Origin of the sequence: Micrococcus sp. HMSC067E09 (genome assembly GCF_001812555.1) — a bacterium.
Taxonomy (GTDB): domain Bacteria; phylum Actinomycetota; class Actinomycetes; order Actinomycetales; family Micrococcaceae; genus Micrococcus; species Micrococcus lylae.
Window position 1 is genome coordinate 54,429 of sequence record NZ_KV809449.1, and the last position, 19,697, is coordinate 74,125.

At 72.0% G+C, this 19,697-nt stretch carries 17 protein-coding genes; 8 read left to right on the forward strand and 9 right to left on the reverse strand.

Features of this window, described 5'->3' with window-relative positions:
- The first annotated feature begins 62 nt into the window (after positions 1-62).
- Complete coding sequence (locus tag HMPREF2863_RS08490) at positions 63-938, forward strand: ArgP/LysG family DNA-binding transcriptional regulator (protein WP_067190015.1); 876 nt, start codon at positions 63-65, stop codon at positions 936-938.
- Positions 939-980: 42 nt separating this feature from the next.
- On the opposite strand, the gene HMPREF2863_RS08495 is transcribed toward HMPREF2863_RS08490, so the two are convergent.
- The 3 genes from HMPREF2863_RS08495 to HMPREF2863_RS08505 form a co-directional block, all read right to left on the reverse strand.
- On the reverse strand, positions 981-2,642 hold the full coding sequence (locus HMPREF2863_RS08495; RefSeq protein ID WP_070639450.1) for a sensor histidine kinase: 1,662 nt from the start codon (positions 2,640-2,642) through the stop codon (positions 981-983).
- Complete coding sequence (locus tag HMPREF2863_RS08500; protein ID WP_067190011.1) at positions 2,623-3,387, reverse strand: response regulator transcription factor; 765 nt, start codon at positions 3,385-3,387, stop codon at positions 2,623-2,625. The genes HMPREF2863_RS08495 and HMPREF2863_RS08500 overlap by 20 nt, the downstream gene beginning before the upstream one ends.
- A 173-nt stretch (positions 3,388-3,560) precedes the next feature.
- Positions 3,561-4,301 (reverse strand): ubiquinone/menaquinone biosynthesis methyltransferase, encoded by a 741-nt coding sequence (locus tag HMPREF2863_RS08505; protein ID WP_070639452.1) that lies wholly within the window; start codon positions 4,299-4,301, stop codon positions 3,561-3,563.
- Positions 4,302-4,686: 385 nt separating this feature from the next.
- Here HMPREF2863_RS08505 and HMPREF2863_RS08510 point away from each other — a divergent pair, with 385 nt between their 5' ends.
- The 6 genes from HMPREF2863_RS08510 to HMPREF2863_RS08535 all read left to right on the forward strand — a co-directional run bounded on the left by HMPREF2863_RS08510 (position 4,687) and on the right by HMPREF2863_RS08535 (position 10,746).
- A complete protein-coding gene (locus HMPREF2863_RS08510) occupies positions 4,687-5,760 on the forward strand; it encodes an iron-siderophore ABC transporter substrate-binding protein (protein ID WP_067190007.1) in 1,074 nt (357 codons plus the stop codon).
- Between the two features lie 67 nt (positions 5,761-5,827).
- Complete coding sequence (locus HMPREF2863_RS08515; protein WP_087134434.1) at positions 5,828-6,850, forward strand: FecCD family ABC transporter permease; 1,023 nt, start codon at positions 5,828-5,830, stop codon at positions 6,848-6,850.
- Positions 6,851-6,966: 116 nt separating this feature from the next.
- A complete protein-coding gene (locus tag HMPREF2863_RS08520) occupies positions 6,967-7,941 on the forward strand; it encodes an iron chelate uptake ABC transporter family permease subunit (protein ID WP_246828861.1) in 975 nt (324 codons plus the stop codon).
- Positions 7,938-8,912 (forward strand): ABC transporter ATP-binding protein, encoded by a 975-nt coding sequence (locus tag HMPREF2863_RS08525; RefSeq protein ID WP_070639454.1) that lies wholly within the window; start codon positions 7,938-7,940, stop codon positions 8,910-8,912. The genes HMPREF2863_RS08520 and HMPREF2863_RS08525 overlap by 4 nt, the downstream gene beginning before the upstream one ends.
- Positions 8,909-10,009, forward strand: a complete 1,101-nt coding sequence (locus HMPREF2863_RS08530) for a siderophore-interacting protein (RefSeq protein WP_067189999.1) — start codon at positions 8,909-8,911, stop codon at positions 10,007-10,009. Before HMPREF2863_RS08525 ends, HMPREF2863_RS08530 begins: the two co-directional genes overlap by 4 nt.
- Positions 10,010-10,086: 77 nt before the next feature.
- Positions 10,087-10,746: an SDR family oxidoreductase gene (locus tag HMPREF2863_RS08535; RefSeq protein ID WP_067189997.1), complete on the forward strand. Its 660-nt coding sequence runs from the start codon at positions 10,087-10,089 to the stop codon at positions 10,744-10,746.
- A 96-nt stretch (positions 10,747-10,842) separates the two neighbouring features.
- Here the strand turns inward: HMPREF2863_RS08535 and HMPREF2863_RS08540 are convergent, their stop codons facing one another.
- The 6 genes from HMPREF2863_RS08540 to HMPREF2863_RS08565 all read right to left on the reverse strand — a co-directional run bounded on the left by HMPREF2863_RS08540 (position 10,843) and on the right by HMPREF2863_RS08565 (position 18,000).
- A complete protein-coding gene (locus tag HMPREF2863_RS08540) occupies positions 10,843-11,682 on the reverse strand; it encodes a Pr6Pr family membrane protein (RefSeq protein WP_067189995.1) in 840 nt (279 codons plus the stop codon).
- 107 nt (positions 11,683-11,789) lie between these two features.
- Entirely contained in the window at positions 11,790-12,989 is a 1,200-nt protein-coding gene (locus tag HMPREF2863_RS08545; RefSeq protein WP_067189994.1) for a glutaminase, read from the reverse strand.
- Positions 12,990-12,994: 5 nt separating this feature from the next.
- Positions 12,995-13,678 (reverse strand): GNAT family N-acetyltransferase, encoded by a 684-nt coding sequence (locus HMPREF2863_RS08550; RefSeq protein WP_070639456.1) that lies wholly within the window; start codon positions 13,676-13,678, stop codon positions 12,995-12,997.
- A gap of 159 nt (positions 13,679-13,837) precedes the next feature.
- A complete protein-coding gene (gene glpK, locus HMPREF2863_RS08555) occupies positions 13,838-15,385 on the reverse strand; it encodes a glycerol kinase GlpK (RefSeq protein ID WP_070639459.1) in 1,548 nt (515 codons plus the stop codon).
- 47 nt (positions 15,386-15,432) lie between these two features.
- The gene (locus HMPREF2863_RS08560; protein ID WP_070639461.1) at positions 15,433-16,158 is read right to left on the reverse strand and encodes an MIP/aquaporin family protein; all 726 of its coding nucleotides are present in this window, start codon (positions 16,156-16,158) and stop codon (positions 15,433-15,435) included.
- Positions 16,159-16,257: 99 nt separating this feature from the next.
- Positions 16,258-18,000 (reverse strand): glycerol-3-phosphate dehydrogenase/oxidase, encoded by a 1,743-nt coding sequence (locus tag HMPREF2863_RS08565; protein ID WP_070639463.1) that lies wholly within the window; start codon positions 17,998-18,000, stop codon positions 16,258-16,260.
- A gap of 184 nt (positions 18,001-18,184) precedes the next feature.
- Here HMPREF2863_RS08565 and HMPREF2863_RS08570 point away from each other — a divergent pair, with 184 nt between their 5' ends.
- A complete protein-coding gene (locus HMPREF2863_RS08570; protein WP_070639465.1) occupies positions 18,185-19,591 on the forward strand; it encodes an FAD-binding oxidoreductase in 1,407 nt (468 codons plus the stop codon).
- The last annotated feature ends 106 nt before the right edge of the window (positions 19,592-19,697 follow it).

Sequence of the window (19,697 nt, forward strand, 5' to 3'; positions counted from 1 at the left end):
CCAGCGCAGAATCCTTCAGGTTCTGAAGCTGTCCTTCAGACCTTGGCGTAGGCTGTGCTCGTGTGAACTCCGACCACCTGCGCGCCCTCGCCGCCGCCGTCGACGAAGGCACCTTCGACGCCGCCGCCGCCTCCCTCCGCATCTCCGGCTCCGCCCTCTCTCAGCGCATCCGCGCCCTGGAGAAGCAGGTCGGCCAGGTCCTGCTGACGCGCACCGTGCCGGTGCAGGCCACCTCGGCCGGCGAGCACATGCTGCGTCTGGCCCGTCAGGTCCTGGCGCTGGAGGACGACGCCCTCAGCACCCTCGGTGTGGGCGAGCAGGGCCGCACCCGTCTGCCGATCGCCGTGAACGCAGACTCTCTGGACACCTGGTTCCTGGGGGTCCTCAAACGGGCCGCCACCTGGGACGACGTGGTCCTCAACATCCACGCCGAGGACCAGGCCCACACGGCCCGGCTGCTGCGCTCCGGCACCGTGATGGCGGTGGTCACGGCGGTCCCGGAGCCGGTCTCCGGCTGCGTGGTGGTCCCGTTGGGCACCATGCGGTACCACGCAGTGACCACCCGATTCCTCGCGGACCTGCACCGGAGGGAGGACGGCACCCCTGACCTCACCACGCTCCCGGCGGTGGACTACGGCGTGCGCGATCTGCTCCAGCACCAGGTGCTCGTCCGCGCCGGCCTCGGCACTCCCCCACACCATCTGATCCCCTCGGTCACCGCCTACTATCGCGCCGTGACCGGCGGCCTGGGCTGGGGCATGATCCCGGATTCCCAGATGCCGGCCGGCGTGCTCGAGGGCACCCACCCGGAACTGACGACCATCCCGGACCTCGGGGACATGGACGTGGAGCTGCACTGGCAGCGCTGGAACTCCGGACCGGACTCGCTGGACCGGTTGACGGAGGCCGTCATCGCAGCGGCCCAGGACATGCGCTGACCGATGCGGTCGGCAGCCGGGGCCGGCTGCGGCACGGCCGGGTCAGCCGCGGAGAGTGCCGTCGTCGTCCACGGCGGGCAGGGTCACCACCATGCGGGTGCGACCCGGCTCGGAGTCCGCCGTGATGGTGCCGCCGTGGGCCTCCACCACGGCCCTGACGATCGCCAGACCCAGGCCGGTGGAGCCCTCCACCGGCTCGCGGGCGGCCGAGGCGCGGATGAAGCGGTCGAAGAGGACGGGCATGATCTGTTCGGGGACTCCGGGGCCGTCGTCCTGCACCACCAGACGCACGCCCCTGCCGGACGGGGCCTCCGGGAACGGGACCACGTCCACGTACACCCAGACCGTGGTGCCGGCAGGGGTGTGCTTGCGGGCATTGGAGAGCAGGTTGCCCACCACGCGCTCGAGCTGGTATAGGTCACCGCAGACCTTGGGGCCCTGGGAGAGCTTCTCCTCCGAGATCTCCACGTCCCACTCGTGGTCCGGCGCAGCGGCCCGGGCATCCGCGACGGCGTCCACCGCGAGCTCGGCCACGGAGACGAGGCGGCGTTCGGTGTCGCCGGGCCCTCCGGAGGCGAGGCGGCGCTGTTCCTCTCGGTCCATGCGGGCCAGGAAGAGGAGGTCGTCCACGAGCCGGGTCATGCGGTCCGACTGCGCCAGCACCCGGTTCAGCGACTCACGGCCCCGCTCGGACAGCGGCTCGGTGAAGCCGATCATCTCCGAATAGCCGCGGATCGAGGCGAGCGGGGTGCGCAGCTCGTGGGAGGCGTCCGCCACGAAGCGGCGGAGCTTGTCCTCGAGGTGCTGGCGCTCGTCGAGGGATTCGTCCATGGAGGTGAGCATGTGGTTGAACGCAGAGGCCACCACGGCCATCTCGTCCTCGCGGCGGCTGGCCGACTCCGGCACCCGATAGTCCGCCAGATGCACCCCCGGTGTGCCCACCGGCAGCGCGGAGACCGCGTTCGCGCTGGCAGAGATGTCCGCCAGCGGCCCCAGGGATCGGCGCACCCACGCCCAGGAGCCGATGGCCACCACGATGATGACGACCGCAATGCTGCCGAGGGTGCCGACGCGGCTGTCGTTGAGGACCTTGAGCTGGCTGTCGATCGGGACGCCCACCACCAGGAAGCGACCCCCGGAGGCCGCCGCGACGGCGGGGGACAGACGCTTCCCCTGAACCATGTAGGCCGCCCCTTCGAAGTCGACCTCGGTGGCCTCCTCCACCGGGCCGTCTGCGAGGCCATCGATCAGCTCACGCCTCTCCTTCGAGGTGAGCGCACGCTGGCCGCCCACCGCATCCAGGATGTAGCCGTCGACGCTCCGCCCGGAGCGATCGGACAGCCTTTCCTCCGCGGCGATCGTCACCAGCGTGCCGGACTCGAGGCCGGCACCGGTGGGAAGGGGCGTCCCGGCGCCCATGGCGGACAGCGGCGCGCTGAACCCGGCAGTGGGTCCACGGTGCTCCAGCTGCACCCAGGCGCGGTGCAGCGTGGCCCCCAGATCCTCTGCGATCCTGTCCCGGATGGTCTGCTCGGCGACGCTCAGCGTGAAGACCGCGTAGAGGCAGAACACCAGGGTGACGAAGGCGACGAGCCCTGCCGAGATGCGAACCGCCAGGGACTGCGGCCGCCCCGCCTCCCGCCTGCGCTCAGGGGCCGGGGCGGTCGGTGTGCCCGGGACCGGTTCAGGCCGGTCGGATGACATAGCCCGCGCCGCGGACCGTGTGGATCATCGGGTCACGGCCGACGTCGATCTTCTTGCGCAGGTAGGAGATGTAGAGCTCCACGATGTTCGCCCGGCCTCCGAAGTCATAGCCCCAGACGTGGTCGAGGATCTGGGACTTGGAGAGCACGGTGCGCACGTTGAGCATCAGGTACTGCAGCAGGTTGTACTGGGTGGCGGTCAGGTCGATGAGGTCGCCGCCACGGGTCACCTCGTGGGTGCGGGTGTTCATCACCAGGTCGCCGACCACGATCACCTCGTTGGCTGCGGCCATCAGACCGGAGCGCTGCACGAGGCGGTGGAGGCGGATGAGGACCTCCTCCATGGAGAACGGCTTGGTGACGTAGTCGTCGCCGCCGGCTGCCAGGCCGGAGATGCGGTCGTCCGTGGAGTCCTTCGCGGTGAGGAACATGACCGGCAGGTCCGGCCAGAACGCGCGCAGGCGGTCCAGCACCTCGAACCCGTCGAAGTCCGGGAGCATGATGTCCAGCACGGCGACGTCGGGCTGCTTCTCCTTGCTCTTCTCCAGAGCGGTCGCGCCGTCATGGGCCACCACGACCTCCCAGCCACACAGGGACAGGCCGATGGACATGAGGTCGGCGATCATCGGCTCGTCGTCCACCACCAGGGCGCGCACCGGCGAGCCGTCCGGGTGGGACAGCTTCGGGAGGATCTCCTGCAGCTCGGCCACAGAGGTGGGGGTGCCGACGGTCCGAGGCTCGGTCACTGGAGGCTCCTTCGTATGGGGCAGAGGGCCGCCCTTCGGCGGAGGGGAACGGGGACTCGACGGTGCGGTCACCCTATGACGGAATTGTCTGTGATGAAACCGTTATCTGTCCACGTCGCGACGATCCTACGCCGTGATCACCGAGATCGCCGAGTCGGATCCTGTGCATCTCATCAGACGACCGGCTTCATGGCCCAGTGGACGGCCAGGGTGCCGAAGAGGAAGGTCTCGTGGCCCACGTTCACGAAGCCTGCGTCCTCCAGCAGCGCGGCGATCTGCGCCGGGGACTTGAAGGCACGGCTGGACTCGGAGAGGTAGGCGTAGGCCTCCGGGGTCTTCGTGATCATCTTCGCCACCCGGGGCACCACGTTCCGGATGTAGAAGGTGGAGAAGGGCTTGAAGACGTCGTCGGGTGCCGGAGAGGTCTCGAGCGCCGCCATCCAGCCGCCGGGACGCAGCACGCGGAACTGCTCGGCGAGCGTGGTCGGGATGTCGGCGACGTTCCGCAGCAGGTAGCCGTGGGTGATGGAGTCGAAGGATTCGTCCTCGAAGGGCAGGTCCATGGCGTCGGCCTCGACCCACTCGACCCTGTCCCCGTTCGGCCGGGCGCGGCCGACCTCCATCATCTCGGGGGCGAAGTCCACGCCGACCACCCGGGCGTCCGGGTCTCGGCGCAGCACCTCGAGGGCGATGTCCCCCGTGCCCGTCGCCAGGTCCAGGACGCGGCCGCCGGCCGGGATGTGCGCGTGGTCCACCGTGCGGCGGACGAAGCGCGGCTCCTGCCCCCACGTCATGACCAGGTTCATCAGGTCGTAGCGGCCTGCGATGCCGTTGAACATGGAGGCGACCCGCGCACCGTGGTCGGCGGGGCGCGGCTGATCGCCGCCGGCGGAGGAGGTGTTCTGCTGACTCACAGGTCCACGGTATCCGTTCGGACGCCGGACGCCTGCCATACGTGCCCCCGGGACCGGCGCCGGGTGCCCGGCGCCCGGCGAGCGCAGCCGGGCCCGCGCAGCCCCTCCCAGGCAACTGCCAGGAGAATCTGCGGTGAGTCCTGGTTGTCCGGAGAACTTAGGGTGGGCTAACCTCCCGCATTAGGGCATATCGATGTTCCGTAATCGAACTCGAGTGCCGCTGGCTCCGTCGGCGGGCTCTCGTCCAGCCGCCGCACAGAGCCGACCCGTGAGCGTCGTCGGCACGTCACGGCCCTACTCCCAGGGGGCCGGGCGTGCCGACGCCGTGTCCGCACCCCCGCCGTCGCCCGACGACGGGGCACCGCCCCAGAGAAAGGCTCTCTCCGTGCCGTCTTCCTCCCAGCTCTCCCGCCGCACCCTCCTGGGCGCGGGCGGATCCAGCCTGGCACTGCTCCTGGCCTCCTGCGCCACGGGCCCGGCCGGCGGCTCGGATTCCTCCACCACCTCCGCGTCGTCCTCGTCCGGTGCAGACGCCGAGACCTTCCCCGTGACGATCGAGCATGTCTACGGCAGCACCGAGATCCCGGCGGCACCGCAGCGCGTTGTCACGGTCTCCTGGGTCAACCAGGACGTCTGCGTCGCCCTCGGCGTGGTGCCGGTGGGCATGGCCGCCGTGGAGTTCGGGGGCAACAGCAACAAGTCCACCGACTGGTTCGACGCCGCCCTGGAGAAGATCGACGGCGCAGAGCGCCCGACCACTTGGTCCGAGGCGGACGGCCTGGACGTGCAGGCGATCGCCGCGGTGAAGCCGGACCTGATCCTGGCGGTCTACTCCGGGATCACGCAGGAGGACTACGACCGTCTGTCCAAGATCGCCCGGACTGTGGCCTATCCGAAGGACGTCCCGGCGTTCGGCACCTCGTGGCAGCAGTCCACGGAGATCATCGGCCGGGCTCTGGGCCGCGCGGAGCAGGCGAGGGAGCTGGTCTCCGACCTGGAGGGACAGATCGCCGAGGCCGGTGCCGAGCATGAGGCGTTGAAGGGCGCCACGTTCGTGTACGGCACGATCGACCCGGCCGCGGCGGACCAGATCAGCATCTACACGGATGTGGACAACCGCCCGAAGTTCCTGGAACTGCTGGGCATGGAGCAGGCAGAGGTGGTGCGAAAGAACTCGCCGAAGGACCAGGAGTTCTTCTTCACCTGGTCCCCTGAGCGGGCCGACGAGCTGGAGTCGGACGTGTTCGTCTCCTGGGCCGCGTCCGAAGACGTGCGGAAGGACATCGAGTCCGACCCCCTGCTCGGAAAGATCCCGGCGGTGGAGTCCGGCGGGCTGGTCCTCCAGGTGGACGAGCAGCAGGTGCTCTCCGTGTCCGCGATCTCGCCCCTGTCCATCCCGTATGCACTGAAGGAGATCGTCCCGCCCCTCGCCGAGGCCGCCGCGGCCTCGAAGGGCTGATACGCCGCCCATGACCCCTGTTTCCGTCGCCCCAACGACAGAGCACCGGAACCGCTCGGCCGTGCCGATGGCTGCCGCCGTCCTGCCCGTGGTGCTCCCGCTCGGCCTGCTGGCGGTGGCGGCGGTCGCCGGGCTGGCGCTCGGCGCCCGCACCGTGGACCCGACGACGGCCCTGCGCACCCTGACGGCGATGCTCTCCGGACAGCCCCTGCCCGGAGGCATCGACGCCGCCGCCGTCGCCTCCCGGGTGCCCCGCACCGTCACCGCAGCGCTGGTCGGGTCCTCCCTGGCCGTGGCCGGTGCCTGCCTGCAGGGCGCCACTCGCAACCCGCTCGGGGACCCGGGGCTGCTCGGCCTGTCCGGCGGAGCCTCTTTGGCGATGGCGATCGGTCTCGCGCTCGGCGTCCCCGCCTCCGCCCCGGCGACGCTGGGTCTCGCCGCGCTGGGGACGGCCGGCGCCGCCGCCCTCGTCTACGCCTGCGCATCCGCGGCGACGCGCATCGGCGGCACGCCGGGGGCACCGTCTCCCATCGCGTTGGTGCTCGCCGGCGCCGCAGTCACCGCCGGGACCACCGCGGTGACGACCGCCCTGCTGGTGCTGTCCCCCGCGGTGCGGGACCGACTCCGGTTCTGGAGCATCGGCACCGTTGCCAGGGCCGAGCTGTCCGAGGCCCTCCTGCTGGCCCCCGTGATCCTCGCCGCCGTGCTGGCCGCGATCGCGGTGGGGTCAGGCCTGGACGCCTTGGCCCTGGGCGAGGACCTCGCCCACGGACTCGGCTCCCGGCCGGGGCACGTGCGCGCCGTGCTGCTCGCCGCCGTCGTGGTGCTGACCGCCGCCGCCGTCGCTCTGGCCGGCCCGGTGGCGTTCGTCGGTCTCGTGGTCCCCCACGCCCTGCGACGCCTCCGTCCGCAGGGCGCGCGGATGCTCCTCTGCGGCAGCGCCCTCTGGGGCGCCGTGCTCGTGATCGTCGCGGATCTGCTCGGCCGCACCGTCGTGGCACCGGGCGAGGTGCATCTGGGCGTCACCACCGTGCTGATCGGTGTGCCGGTGTTGCTGGTCCTGCTCCGTCGGACCGGGGTGGCCGCATGATGCCCCGCTCCTCTGTGACCGCGGCATGCGGAACCGGCGTGTCGGCCCACCGTGCCGTGTCCCGCATGCGGCGGGCGGACCGGCTCCGGCTCGGCTCGGCCGTGGCAGGCCTGAGCGTGACGCTGCTCGTCCTCGCCGCTCTGCGAGTGCTCTGGGGCGCCTATCAGGTGACCCCCGCCGACTTCGTGCGCATCCTGTCCGGCCAGACGATCGCGGGGGCGAGCTTCATCGTGCTCGAGGAGAAGCTCCCTCGCGCCGTGGCCGCCATGCTCGCCGGTGCGGCCCTCGGCGCCTCGGGGGCGCTCTACCGCCGAACCCTGCGCAACCCGCTGGCCTCCCCGGACATCCTGGGCGTCACCACCGGGGCGGCCGCGGCCGTCGTGGCCTGGCTCGCGGCCACTGCCGCCCAGATGGGCGGGGGCTCCGACCTCGCCCGCTCGGCGGCCGCCCTCGTCGGGGCCCTGGCAGCGGGAGCAGCGGTGTTCCTGGCTGCACGGTCGATCGGCGGGGAGCGCTTCATCGTGGCCGGCATCGCCGTCGGCGCGGCCGGGCAGGCGATCGTGGCCGGCACCATGCTATCCCTGTCCCAGCACGACCTGCAGGCGGCGACCGTCTGGCTGGCCGGCTCCCTGAACGGTGTGACCTGGGGGAGGATCGCGCTGCTGGCGGCGGCGACGGCTCTGCTCCTGCCTGCCGCCGGTCTGCTGCACCGCGCCCTCGCTCCGGTCGATCTGGGCCTGCCCACGGCCACAGCCCTGGGGGCGAGGCCTCGGCGGACGGGCGCAGCCGCCCTGATCGTCGGCGCCGGACTCGCGGCGGCCGCCACCGCAGCGGTGGGGCCGCTTGCCTTCGTGGCGCTGCTCGCCGGCCCGGCGGCTCAGTTCCTCACCGGCGGCCGTCCCTCCTTGACCTGCTCTGCGCTGGCCGGTGCCGCCATGGTGGTCCTGGCCGACCTTCTGGCCGCGGAGACGACCGCCCTGCTGTTCGACGGCGCCCGCCTGCCCACCGGAGTGCTCACCGGTGCCGCCGGTGCCCCACTGATGCTCTGGATGCTGCTGCGCCAGGGCCGTGAAAGAGGAGGACGCGCATGACCACCGCCCGCACCGACCCGGACACCCCGACGGTCGGCCTGCGCCTGCGCGGCGTGGAACTCGGCTACGGCCCGGCTTCCGCGCCGCCCGTCGTCGGTCCGATCGACCTGGACCTGCCTGCCGGGGCGACCACCGCGATCATCGGGGCCAACGGCTGCGGCAAGTCCACGCTGCTGCGGGGCCTCACCCGGCAGCTGCCGCTGCGGGCCGGACACATCGAGGTCCTGGGCCAGGACCTGTCCGGGGCCGGAGCACGGGAGTACGCGCGCACGGTGGCCCTCCTCCCCCAGCATCCGGTAGCGCCCGAGGGGATGACGGTCGCCCAACTCGTGGCCCGGGGCCGCCACCCGCATCGCGGCCTTCTCGGGGGCCGCGGGGACGGAGACGATGCGGCGATCGCCGCGGCCCTGGAGAGCACGGCGCTGACCGAGCTCGCCGACCGTGAGGTCACCTCCCTCTCCGGCGGGCAGCGCCAGCGCGCCTGGCTCGCCCTCGTGCTCGCCCAGCAGACCCCAGTGGTGCTGCTCGACGAGCCGACGAGCTACCTCGACCTCGCCCACCAGGTGGACGTGCTGGACCTGGTCCGGCTCCTGCCGGACCCGCGATCCGCGGCACCACCGGAGAGTGCCGGACCCCACGCCAGCAGACCCGCCGACAACGGCCCCGCACAGACCGCCGGAGCCCCACCGGCCGCCGCGCCACGGGCCACGGTGGTGGCCGTCCTGCACGAGCTGAATCTCGCCGCCCGCTGCGCCGACCACCTCGTGGCGATGGTCCGGGGGCAGGTCGTGGCCGCCGGGCGCCCCGCCGAGGTGCTCGTGCCCGAGGTCCTCGCCGACGTCTTCGGGCTGGATGCCGACGTGATGCCGGACCCGCTGCTCGGACACCCGGTGGTGCTGCCTCGAGGCATCGGAGACCGTCTGCCGCCCCGCACCGCCCCCGCTTCCCCCACCGCACAGGAGTACCGATGACCGAAGGCATGACCGTCGCCCACACCCGCGTGGTGTCCGTGGAGCAGCCCTGCCGAGGCTTCCGCCGCATCGTCCTCGCAGGGACGGACCTGGAACGGGCGAGCGCCGAGCTGCTCGGGCTCCTGCCCCCGGGGGCGCCGGACCTCCATCAGCTCTACCGGGGCTCCCGGCCTCGCCGGGACGCCTACGTGAAGGTCCTCGTCCCGCCGCCGGGCGGAGTCTCCGCGGACCCGGACCTGTCCCACGGGTTCCGCAGCGGATTCCTGGCGATCCCCGAAGCCGAGCGCGGCTGGATGCGGACGTACACGGTGCGCTCGGCCGGGCGTGTGCGCCTGGACGGACGCCTTGTCCCCTCGCTCACCCTGGATGTGGTCCTGCACGGCGCCCCCGACGACCCCCACCAGGGGCCCGGACTGCGCTGGGCGCGCTCCGTCTCCGCCGGGGACGAGGTCAATGTCCTCGTGCCCGGCGCGGAGGCACCTGCGTGGACCGGGTGGCGGGATACCGGCGCACGCCGTGTGTTGGCCGTGGGAGACGAGACCGCGGTCCCGGCCCTGCTGTCCGTGGCCGAGGAGCTCGCCGACCCCTTCGGCGGCTTCGACGGCGAGGCCGACCTTGTCCTGGAGCTACCCGCCGGAACCGGCCACACCGATCTGATCGCCGAGCGCCTGGCCGTGCCTGAGCCCTGGGACCGTTCCCGCCCGCTCGCCGTCGCCGAACACGGCCGGGTCCGCCTGCACCTCGGACATCGCGGCGTCGCCGACGGGCGGGGGGACCTCCCCTCCGGCACGGACCTGCCCCAGGGGTCCTGGGCCCACGGGCGCGTGGCGGCGCTGCTGGGACTGCGCGGCCACGGGCACGGCGAGACGGCCGCCGTCATGCCGGAGGCCCCGCCGGCCGAGGGCCGGCAGCGCGAGTGGACGATCGCGGAGGTCGACCCGGTCTCCGGTGCCGAGCGCCCGGACACCTACGTCTTCCTCGCCGGCGAGTCCGCCATGGTGCGCGGCCTCCGCCGTCTGTGTGTGGGCGAGGGCGGGATCCCCAAGACCCACGTCTCCTTCATGGGGTACTGGAGGCACGGTCAGGCGGAGAGCTGAGCCGGCGGGGAATGAAGGGACCGGCAGGCCCGTTGCACGCGGGACACCTGCAATCGACTTCTCAAGGAGGCTTCATCATGGCCGATGTCATCCTGATCGGCGGCCACGGCAAGGTGGCCCTGCTCGCCGCACCCCTGCTCGTGGAGGCCGGGCACACCGTCACCTCCGTGATCCGCAACCCGGACCACGTGGACGAGGTCCGGGCAACCGGCGCCGAGCCGCTGGTGCTGGACGTGGAGCAGGCGGACGAGACCGAGCTGGCCGCCGCCTTCGACGGGAAGGACGCCGTCGTCTGGTCGGCCGGCGCCGGCGGCGGGAACCCCGCCCGCACGACGGCTGTGGACCGGGACGCCGCGATCCGCTCGATGGACGCCGCGCGCACCGCAGGCGTGGACCGCTACGTGATGGTCTCCTACCTGGGTGCCTCCCTGGACCACGGAGTCCCGGAGGACGACGACTTCCACGCCTACGCCCAGGCGAAGGCCGAGGCGGACGAGCACCTGCGCGGCTCCGGCCTGGACTGGACCATCCTCGGCCCGGGAGCCCTCACGCTGGACGAGCCGACCGGCCGGATCGCGGCAAACCCCTCCCGCGAACAGGTGGCGGACTCCTCCGCCACCTCCCGCGGCAATGTGGCCCGCACGATCGTGGCGGCCCTCGCCTCGGGCGAGAGCATCGGCCGCCAGGTCGAGTACGTGGACGGCGACACCCCGATCGAGGACGTCTTCCCGGCCTGACGTTGACGGGGCGGGGGTCCGGCCGCGGCGGCATGCACGCCAGGGGCCGGACCTCCGCCCGGACCCCCGTGCGCACGCCCCGGCCGTGGCCGGCGTTCAGCGGTCCCCGCGGTGCGCGGAGAGGAGCCTGTCCGCCTCGGTGAGGCCCATGAGAAGCCCGGAGAACAGGGTCAGGATGCCGGCGAGCACGCCGGAGACGGCCGTGAGGCCGTAGCGCTTCACGTCCAGGAACGGATACGGATACCAGTCCACGCGCGGGCCACGGGCCATGGTGACCCCGGTCCAGGTGAGAGGCAGGGCGGCGGCGAGGAGCCGGCGTCGGCGGTTGAGCTGGCCACGGGGGTCGAAGGCCGCCCACACGACCGGGGCGAGCAGCGGGTTCACCACGTGCTGGACGGCGTCGTTGGCACGGTAGAGCAGGGTGTCCTGCCCGTGGCCGCGCAGCACCGTGTTGTAGACCAGCCCCGTGACCATCACCGAGCCGAGTCCGGCGGCGCGGACGGCCCAGAAGGCGTCCGAGCGGGGAGCGCGCCGGGCTGCGGCCAGGACCAGGGAGGTCACCGCGACCACCGCGTTCGAGCACCACGTGAAATAGGCGGGCTGGTTGAGGACGTTGCCCCAGCCGGCCTCGAAGCCGCCCCGGTAGGAGGTCCCCTCGAACACCGGGGTGCCCTTGGACGCGCCGATCACGAAGGAGCTGGCGCAGCCGGCCAGCGGCAGCAGCCCGGCACCGAGCCAGGCCGTGCGCGCCAGACGGGTCGGGGCAGGGTCCCTGCGGCGGCCGCGCAGCAGGGCGCGCAGGCTCACCGTGGACGTCCTCTTCGGCGGCCGCGCCCAGCGCACGCCTGAGGCCACAGTGGGCTGCGCGAACCAGCGCGTCAGGGGCCCGGCCGAGGCACGGCGGCGTGGCACGGCGTGGTTCAGGGTGAGCTGCATGGTGGTTCTCGCAGGGTCGGGGACAGCGATGGCCCCCCATCCTGACATGAACGGCAGGTGAACAACACCCCTCGCGTGCGAGAACACAGAGGGTCGTGAGGGTGGTCTCAGAAGAGCTGGTCCGGATCCTCCACATCCACGGTGAGGCCGTCCTCGCGCAGGCGACGGATGCCCTCCTGCACCATGCGGCGGCCGACGTCCGTCACACGGTCCACGCGTTCGAAGCTGACCACCACACGCTCCGGGCGCTCCTGGCTGATCTCCACGAGCGCCGCCTGCACGGCCTCGGCACCGCCGAAGCGGATCACGCCCTGCAGGTGGAGGCGGACGGCGTCGTCCTCACGGCGGACGAAACGCACCACGGTGGCGCCCAGCGGGTCGGCCTCCATCAGGTGCAGGTTCAGGTCCTCGGAGAGGCGGCGGAAGAACTCCATGCCGCGCACCGAGTTGCCGTGCTCGTCCAGGCGGGGCGAGTACACGCCGATGCCGACCTGCCCGGGCAGGGCTCCCATGACCCCGCCGGCCACGCCGGACTTGGCCGGGATGCCCACGTCCGTCAGCCACTCGCCCGCGGCGTCGTACATGCCGGAGGCGGACATCACGGAGAGCACCTGACGCGTGACGAGGGAGCCCAGGACGCGCTCACCGGTGAGGGGGTGCACACCGCCGGCGGCGAGGCAGGCACCCATCACGGCCAGGTCCCGCACGGTGACCCTCACGGAGCACTGCGCCACATAGCCGGCCACGATGTCCTCGGCGCGGTCGTGCAGGATGCCGTGGCTGCGGAGCATGTGGGCCAGCGCCAGGTTGCGGTCCGCGCAGTTCATCTCCGACTCGAAGGTCGCGTGGTCGATGCTCAGCTGCCGGCCGGCCAGCGTGGACATCAGCGAGACGACACGGTCGATGCGCTCCTGACGCCCGGCGTACGGTCCCACGAGCAGCTGGTGGGTGGCCAGCGCGCCGGCGTTGATCATCGCATTGTCCGGCCGCTTGGACTCCGCCTCCAGGGACAGCTCGTTGAAGGCCTCGCCGGAGGGGTTGAGGCCCACGAAGCGGTCCACGGTCTCCACACCCCGGTCCGCGAGGGCGGCGGCGTAGGCGAACGGCTTCGCGATGGACTGGATGGTGAACTCGGTCCGGTCGTCACCGGCGGAGTGGAGCCGGCCGGTGACGGTGGCCACGGCCGCACCCAGGGGACGGGGGTCCGCCTGCGCGAGCTCCGGGATGTACTGCGCGACCTCTCCGTGCTCCAGGTGGCGGATGGACTCCAGGACCCCACGCAGGTAGTCGGGGACGGGATGCTGCATGCGCCTCAGTCCTTCTGCCACATGGCGGTCAGGTCGTTCGTGCCCTTGGTCCCGATCGTCTCGACCTCCTCGAACCCGAGCTTCTCGTAGAAGGGCACGTTGTCCCGGGTGGAGGACTCGAGGTACACGCCCACCCCCTGCCGCCGCGCGTGGGCGAGGCGGTGCTTGACCAGCCCGGAACCGACCCCGCGGCCCCGGGCGGCCGGGGTGGTGCCGAGCTCGGTCAGGTACCAGTGGTCCTCGGACGGGCGGGCGCGGTCGCAGGCGGCGGTGGTGCGCAGCGCGTCCCAGGCTTTGGCGCCGTGGGTGCGCACGTAGGTGGGCACGCGGCTGAGCTGGTCGCGCCAGGTGGGGTCCGAGTGTCCGGGGCGTTCCCAGAGGGCGACGCCCAGGACGGAGCCGTCGGCCGGATCCACGGCCACGTCCACGGCGCCGCACGGCAGGCCGTCAGAGCCTTCGGCGAGCATGGACCTGATCATCCGGACGAACTTCACGGACAGGCGGGCCGCATGGCCGTCCGAGTCGCCGGGCAGCAGCCCCGTGGTGAAGGGGTCCGTGGCGAAGGCCTCGGCGAGCACGCCGGCGACGTGCTCCACGGTGGTGCGCGAGGCGTCCTGGGCCGTGAGCGTCTCGATCTCGAAGGAGGAACGGTGGGCAGGGCTGGGCGGGGCGGCGTTCGTGGGGGTCATCGTCTCCATCATACGAAGCCGCCCGCCGCGCCCCGGGGCGGGGCCTCCGCACAGGCGGAGAGCGGAAGGGGCGACGACGGCACGCACCGGGCATGCCGTCGTCGCCCCTTCCGGACGGGGTCGGGTCGCGGCGGCGGCCCTGCCCCGTGCGCCGGTCGGTCAGCTCTCCTGGAGAGCGTCCACGTCCTCGTCGATCCAGCCGCGGGTGCGGTCGACGGCCTTCTTCCAGAGGCGCAGGCGCCGCTCGGCCTCCTCCTCGTCCATCTGCGGCTCCCAGCGCGTGTCCTCGGACCAGTTCTCTGCGAGCTCCTCCTGGGACTCCCAGAATCCGACGGCCAGGCCGGCGGCGTAGGCGGCGCCGAGGGCGGTGGTCTCGATGACCTTCGGCCGGACGACGGGCACGCGCAGCAGGTCCGCCTGGAACTGCATCAGCAGCTCGTTCTTGACCATGCCGCCGTCCACCTTGAGCTCGGTGAGGTCCACCCCGGAGTCCGCGTTCATGGCGTCCATGACCTCGCGGGTCTGGAAGGCGGTGGCCTCGAGCACGGCGCGGGCGATGTGACCCTTGTTCACGTAGCGGGTCATGCCGACCATCGCACCGCGGGCCGAGGAGTCCCAGTACGGGGCGAACAGGCCGGAGAAGGCGGGGACCAGGTAGACGCCGCCGTTGTCCTCGACCTCCTCGGCGAGCCTCTCGATCTCGGGGCCGTCCTTGATGAGGCCGAGGTTGTCCCGCAGCCACTGGACGAGCGAGCCGGTGACCGCGATCGAGCCCTCGAGGGCATAGACCGGCTTCTGGTCCCCGATCCGGTAGCAGACCGTGGTCAGCAGGCCGTTCTCCGAGTGCACGAGCTCCTCGCCCGTGTTGATCAGCATGAAGTTGCCGGTGCCGTAGGTGTTCTTCGCCTGGCCCTCCTCGAAGCAGGCCTGACCGAAGGTCGCCGCCTGCTGGTCGCCGAGGATGCCGGAGATCGGCACTCCCTTGATCAGCGTGTGCGGGCCTCCCGTGCCGATCTGGTCCGACGAGGAGCTGACGATCTTCGGGAGCATGGACATCGGGATACCCATGTCCGCGGCGATGTCCTCGTTCCAGTCGAGGGTGTCGATGTTCATCAGCAGGGTGCGGGAGGCGTTGGTGACGTCCGTGACGTGCTCACCGCCGTTCCTGCCGCCGGTGAGGTTCCAGACGACCCAGGAGTCCGTGGTGCCGAAGAGCAGGTCGCCGTTCTCCGCGGCCTCCTTCGCACCGTCCACGTTCTCCAGGATCCAGGTGACCTTGGGCCCGGAGAAGTAGGTGGCCAGAGGCAGGCCGACCCGCTCCTTGTACTTGTCGTCGCCGTCGTCTCCGGCAAGGCGGTCGCAGATCTTCTGGGTGCGGGTGTCCTGCCAGACGATCGCGTTGTAGACGGGCTTGCCGGTCTTCCTGTTCCACACCACCGCGGTCTCGCGCTGGTTGGTGATGCCGACGGCTGCGAGGTCGTCGCGGGTGATGTCCGCGCGGGACAGGGCCTGGCCGATCACCTCGCGGGTGTTCTTCCAGATCTCCATGGGGTCATGCTCGACCCAGCCCGCCCTGGGGAAGATCTGCCTGTGCTCCATCTGCCCCAGGGACACGATGGTGCCGTCGTGGTCGAACACGATCGCCCGGGACGAGGTGGTCCCCTGGTCGATCGCCAGGACGTACTTGTCGGTCTTGTCAGCGGACATGGGCTTCTCCTTCGAAGCTCGGGGTCGGTTTCAGGCGTGCGGGGCCCTCAGGCGGCGAAGGCCATGGAGGCCAGGCCGGCCAGAACGGCGCCGACGAGGGGGCCGACGATCGGCACCCAGGCGTAGCCCCAGTCCGAGCCGCCCTTGTTCGGGATGGGTGCGACGGCATGGAACATGCGCGGGCCGAGGTCACGGGCCGGGTTGATGGCGTAGCCGGTGGGGCCGCCGAGGGAGGCGCCGATGCTCAGCACCAGCAGCGCCACCGCGAGGGGGCCGAGGCCGGAGGGGGTGTTGCCGAACATGAGGATCACGAACACCAGCACGAAGGTGGCGATCACCTCCGTGATCATGTTCCACACGGGGTTGCGGATCTCCGGGCCGGTGGCGAAGGTGCCGAGGATCGTGGCCGGGTCCTCCTCCTGCGCGTAGTGGTCGCGGTAGGCCAGCCAGGCCAGGGCGGCTCCGAGGAAGCCGCCGATCATCTGGGCCACCAGGTAGGCCACGGTGTGCCCGAAGGTCACGGCGATGCCGGGGGCGTACTCCGCGGCACCGCTGGCGAGCAGGCCGACGGTGACGGCCGGGTTCAGGTGGGCGCCGGTGGAGAAGGCGACGTAGACACCGGCGAAGACACCGAGGCCCCAGCCGAAGTTGATCAGCAGCCAGCCGGCGCCGTGACCCTTCGTCTTCGTCAGCGTCACATTGGCCACGACGCCGACGCCGAGCAGCAGCAGCATGGCCGTGCCCGCGATCTCGTGGAGGAAGATCGTTCCCATATGTTCAGTCCTTGTGTCGGTTCGGGAGTGTTGCGGCGACGCGGCGGTCCGCCGCGGCACCACTGGCCCCGCCTCCCCACTTGAGGGAGCGGGCCGAGGTCAGTCGGTGGGGTCCGCGTCCGCAGCCGCGAGCGCCTGGGCGGCCGCCGCGTCCGAGTCCGTCTGCTCGCCGCGCCGGCGGGCGTCCATGAGTCCCCGGTAGCGCTCCACCTCGGCGGCCCGGCGGGCCTCGTCCCAGCCGAGTTCGGCTGCCACGATCGCGGCGACCTCATCGGCGGCGGCCACGCCGCGGTCCGGGACCTCGGTGGACAGGCGCGTGCGGCGCTCGAGCACGTCGTCCAGTCGGACCACGCCCTCCGCGCGGGCCGCGTAGACGATCTCGGCACGCAGATAGCGCGGCGCCGCCTCGAGCGGCCGGCCCAGATCGGGGTCCGCGTCGATCAGTGCGAGCACGTCCCGCAGGACGGTGCCATAGCGGGACAGCAGGCGGTCCGTGCGCACCTCGTCGAAGCCGTAGTCCTCGGCGATCTGCTCCGCCTGCTCGGCGATCTCGGCGTAGCCGAGGCCGCCCAGCACCGGAATGTGCTCGGTGAGGCTGGGGCGCGTCGGATGGGTCTCGCGGGTGACGAAGTCCATGACGTCCTCGGCCATGGCGCGGTAGGTGGTCCACTTGCCGCCGGCCACCGCGGTGAGCCCGGGAGCCACCTCGGTGACGGTGTGCTCGCGGGAGATCTTGGTGGAGCCGCCGTCGTCGGCCGTCTTCACCGGCTGCAGCAGCGGCCGCAGCCCGGCGTAGGTGGCGATCACGTCTTCCCGGGTCAGGTGCTCCTTGAGGATCTCGTTGGCGTGCTCGATCACGTAGTCGATGTCGTCCGCAGTGGCAGCCGGATGCCGCACGTCCTCCTTCCACGGGGTGTCCGTGGTGCCGATGACCCAGTATTCGTCCCACGGGATCAGGAAGAGCACGGACTTCTCCGTCTTGGTGATGACGCCGGTGTGCGGGTCGGCCTCGATCCGGTCCTTGGGCACGATGATGTGGACACCCTTGGAGGCGAGCACCTCCAGTCCCTCCTCGGCCTCGGCCAGATCCTGCTGCTCCTGGGTCCAGACACCACCGGCCAGGACCGTGGCGCGGGCGTGGACGTCGAACTCCTCGCCCGTGATCTCCTCGCGCAGGCGGGCGCCGCAGACGCGGCCGTCCCCGTCCCGGAGGTAGGAGACGACCTTCGTGTAGTTCGCGGCGAGCGCCCCGTGGTCCACGGCCGAGCGGACGAGCATCATCGCCAGGCGGGCGTCGTCGAACTGCGCATCGGCGTACTCGACGGCACCGACGATCTTCTGATCGTCCAGCGCGGGGATGGTGGCCGCCATGGAGCGGCGGGTGAGGTGGCGGTGGCCGGCCACCGCGCGCTTGCGGCCCAGGGATTGCATCGCGTCGTACATCGTGACGCCGGCGCCGATGAAGCCGCGGTCGATCACCTTGTGGAAGAACGGGAAGACGAAGCGCAGCGGCCGCACCAGGTGCGGGGCCGTCTTGGTCAGCAGCAGGTCCCGCTCGCGCAGCGCCTCGTAGACGAGCTTCACGTCCAGCATCTCGAGGTAGCGCAGGCCGCCGTGCATGAGGCGGGAGGAGCGCGAGGAGGTGCCGGACGCCCAGTCGCGGGCCTCCACGATGCCCACGTCCAGGCCGCGGGTGGCGGCGTCGAACGCCGCGCCGACTCCGGAGGACCCGCCGCCGACGATCAGCACGTCCAGCGGCGCGTCCGGACCGGCGCCCTTCAGGCGGGCGAGGTGGTCGGCGCGGAGGTCTGCGGAGAGGTCGGTGGTGCGCAGCGTGGGCAAGAGCGGCTCCCTCGGATCAGTGGTCGGTGCTCGGGCGTCGGGGCGGGGTGCTCCTCGACGGCCTGACATGTAGCCGCCATTCAAGGCGAACACTGTGACCTGCGCAATACCCCCCAGCCGACGACTCGGTGTCGGAGCCCTCGCCCGCGCAAGTCAAAGCCATGTCATGGGTCACACTGGACCCATGCAGACCGACCGCCGCTCCCCCGACGACGTCCTGACCCGCCTCTCCGAGTCCCTGCCCGGCCGCGTGGACACGGCCGCCGAGGTCCTCGCCGCCGCGCGGACCGACCGCTCCGGCCACCGCTCCGGCGCGGACCCGCTGGCCGTGGTGCACGCGCAGTCCGTGGAGGACGTGCAGGCGGTGTGCCGCATCGCGGACGAGACCCGGACCCCGCTGGTCGTCCGTGCAGCGGGGTCCGGGCTGGCCGGCGGGGCCGTGGCCGGCGCCGGCGAGCTCGTGCTGGACCTGACCGGCATGGACCGGATCCTCGAGGTGTCCCCCGCGGACCGTCTGGCCGTGGTCGAGCCGGGCATCCTCAACGGCGACCTCAACCGCGCGCTGGCCGAGCACGGCCTGTGGTGGGCCCCGGACCCGGCCTCCAAGGACATCTCCACGGTGGGCGGCAACATCGCGATGAACGCCGGCGGCCTGCTCTGCGCCAAGTACGGCGTGACCCGCGAGGCCGTGCTGGGCCTGAAGGTGGTCCTGGCGGACGGTTCGCTGATCGAGATGGGCCACCGCAGCGTCAAGGGCGTCACGGGCTATGACCTGACGGCCCTGATGATCGGCTCGGAGGGAACGCTCGGCGTGATCGTCGAGGCCACCCTTGCACTGCGCCCGGCGGTCCCCGGCGAGGTGGTCACACTCGGCGCGTTCTTCCCGGACGTCGTGGCCGGCGCCGCCACCGCCGCCGCGATCACCACGGCAGGCCTGGTGCCGGCGATCATGGAGCTCGCGGACGAGGCCACCCTCGCCGCGATCAAGGACTACGCCGGCCCGGACGGCGCCGACCTGCCCGAGGAGGGCGCGTTCCTGCTGATCCAGGCCGACGGCCCCGGCGCAGCGGCCGAGGGCGCGCGCATGCTCGAGTTGGTTGTGGCCAACGGCGGCACCGGACGCATCGCCGAGACCCCCGAGGAGGCCGAGCGCCTGGTCGCCCTGCGCCGCAGCGCCTTCCCCGCCCTGGAGCGGCTCGGGACCCCGCTGGTGGAGGACGTGGCGGTGCCGCGCACCACGATGGTCGAGATGTTCGCGCAGATCCGTGAGATCGAGGCCCGCACCGGCGTCCGGATCCCCACTGCGGCCCACGCCGGGGACGGCAACCTGCATCCGATCCTCGTGTTCGGCGAGGCCGATGGGGTGGGCGGCTCCGGCGAGATCCCGCAGCACGTGTGGGACGCCGCCGGCGAGGTCTTCCGGGCCGCCCTGGACCTGGGCGGCACCCTCACCGGCGAGCACGGCGTCGGCCTGCTCAAGCGCGACTTCCTCGCCGCCGAGCTCGGCGAGGTCCAGGACGGGCTGCAGCGCCGCATCAAGGCCGTGTTCGACCCGCACGGGATCATGAACCCCGGCAAGGTCTTCGTCTGAGCCGGCCGAGCGCCCACGGCGGGCCGGACGCGGAGGGCGAGCCGCCGTCGTCGTGGACCGCCCCGGTTCTCCACAGGCGACGCCCACCTCCAGCGACAGCGCAGAC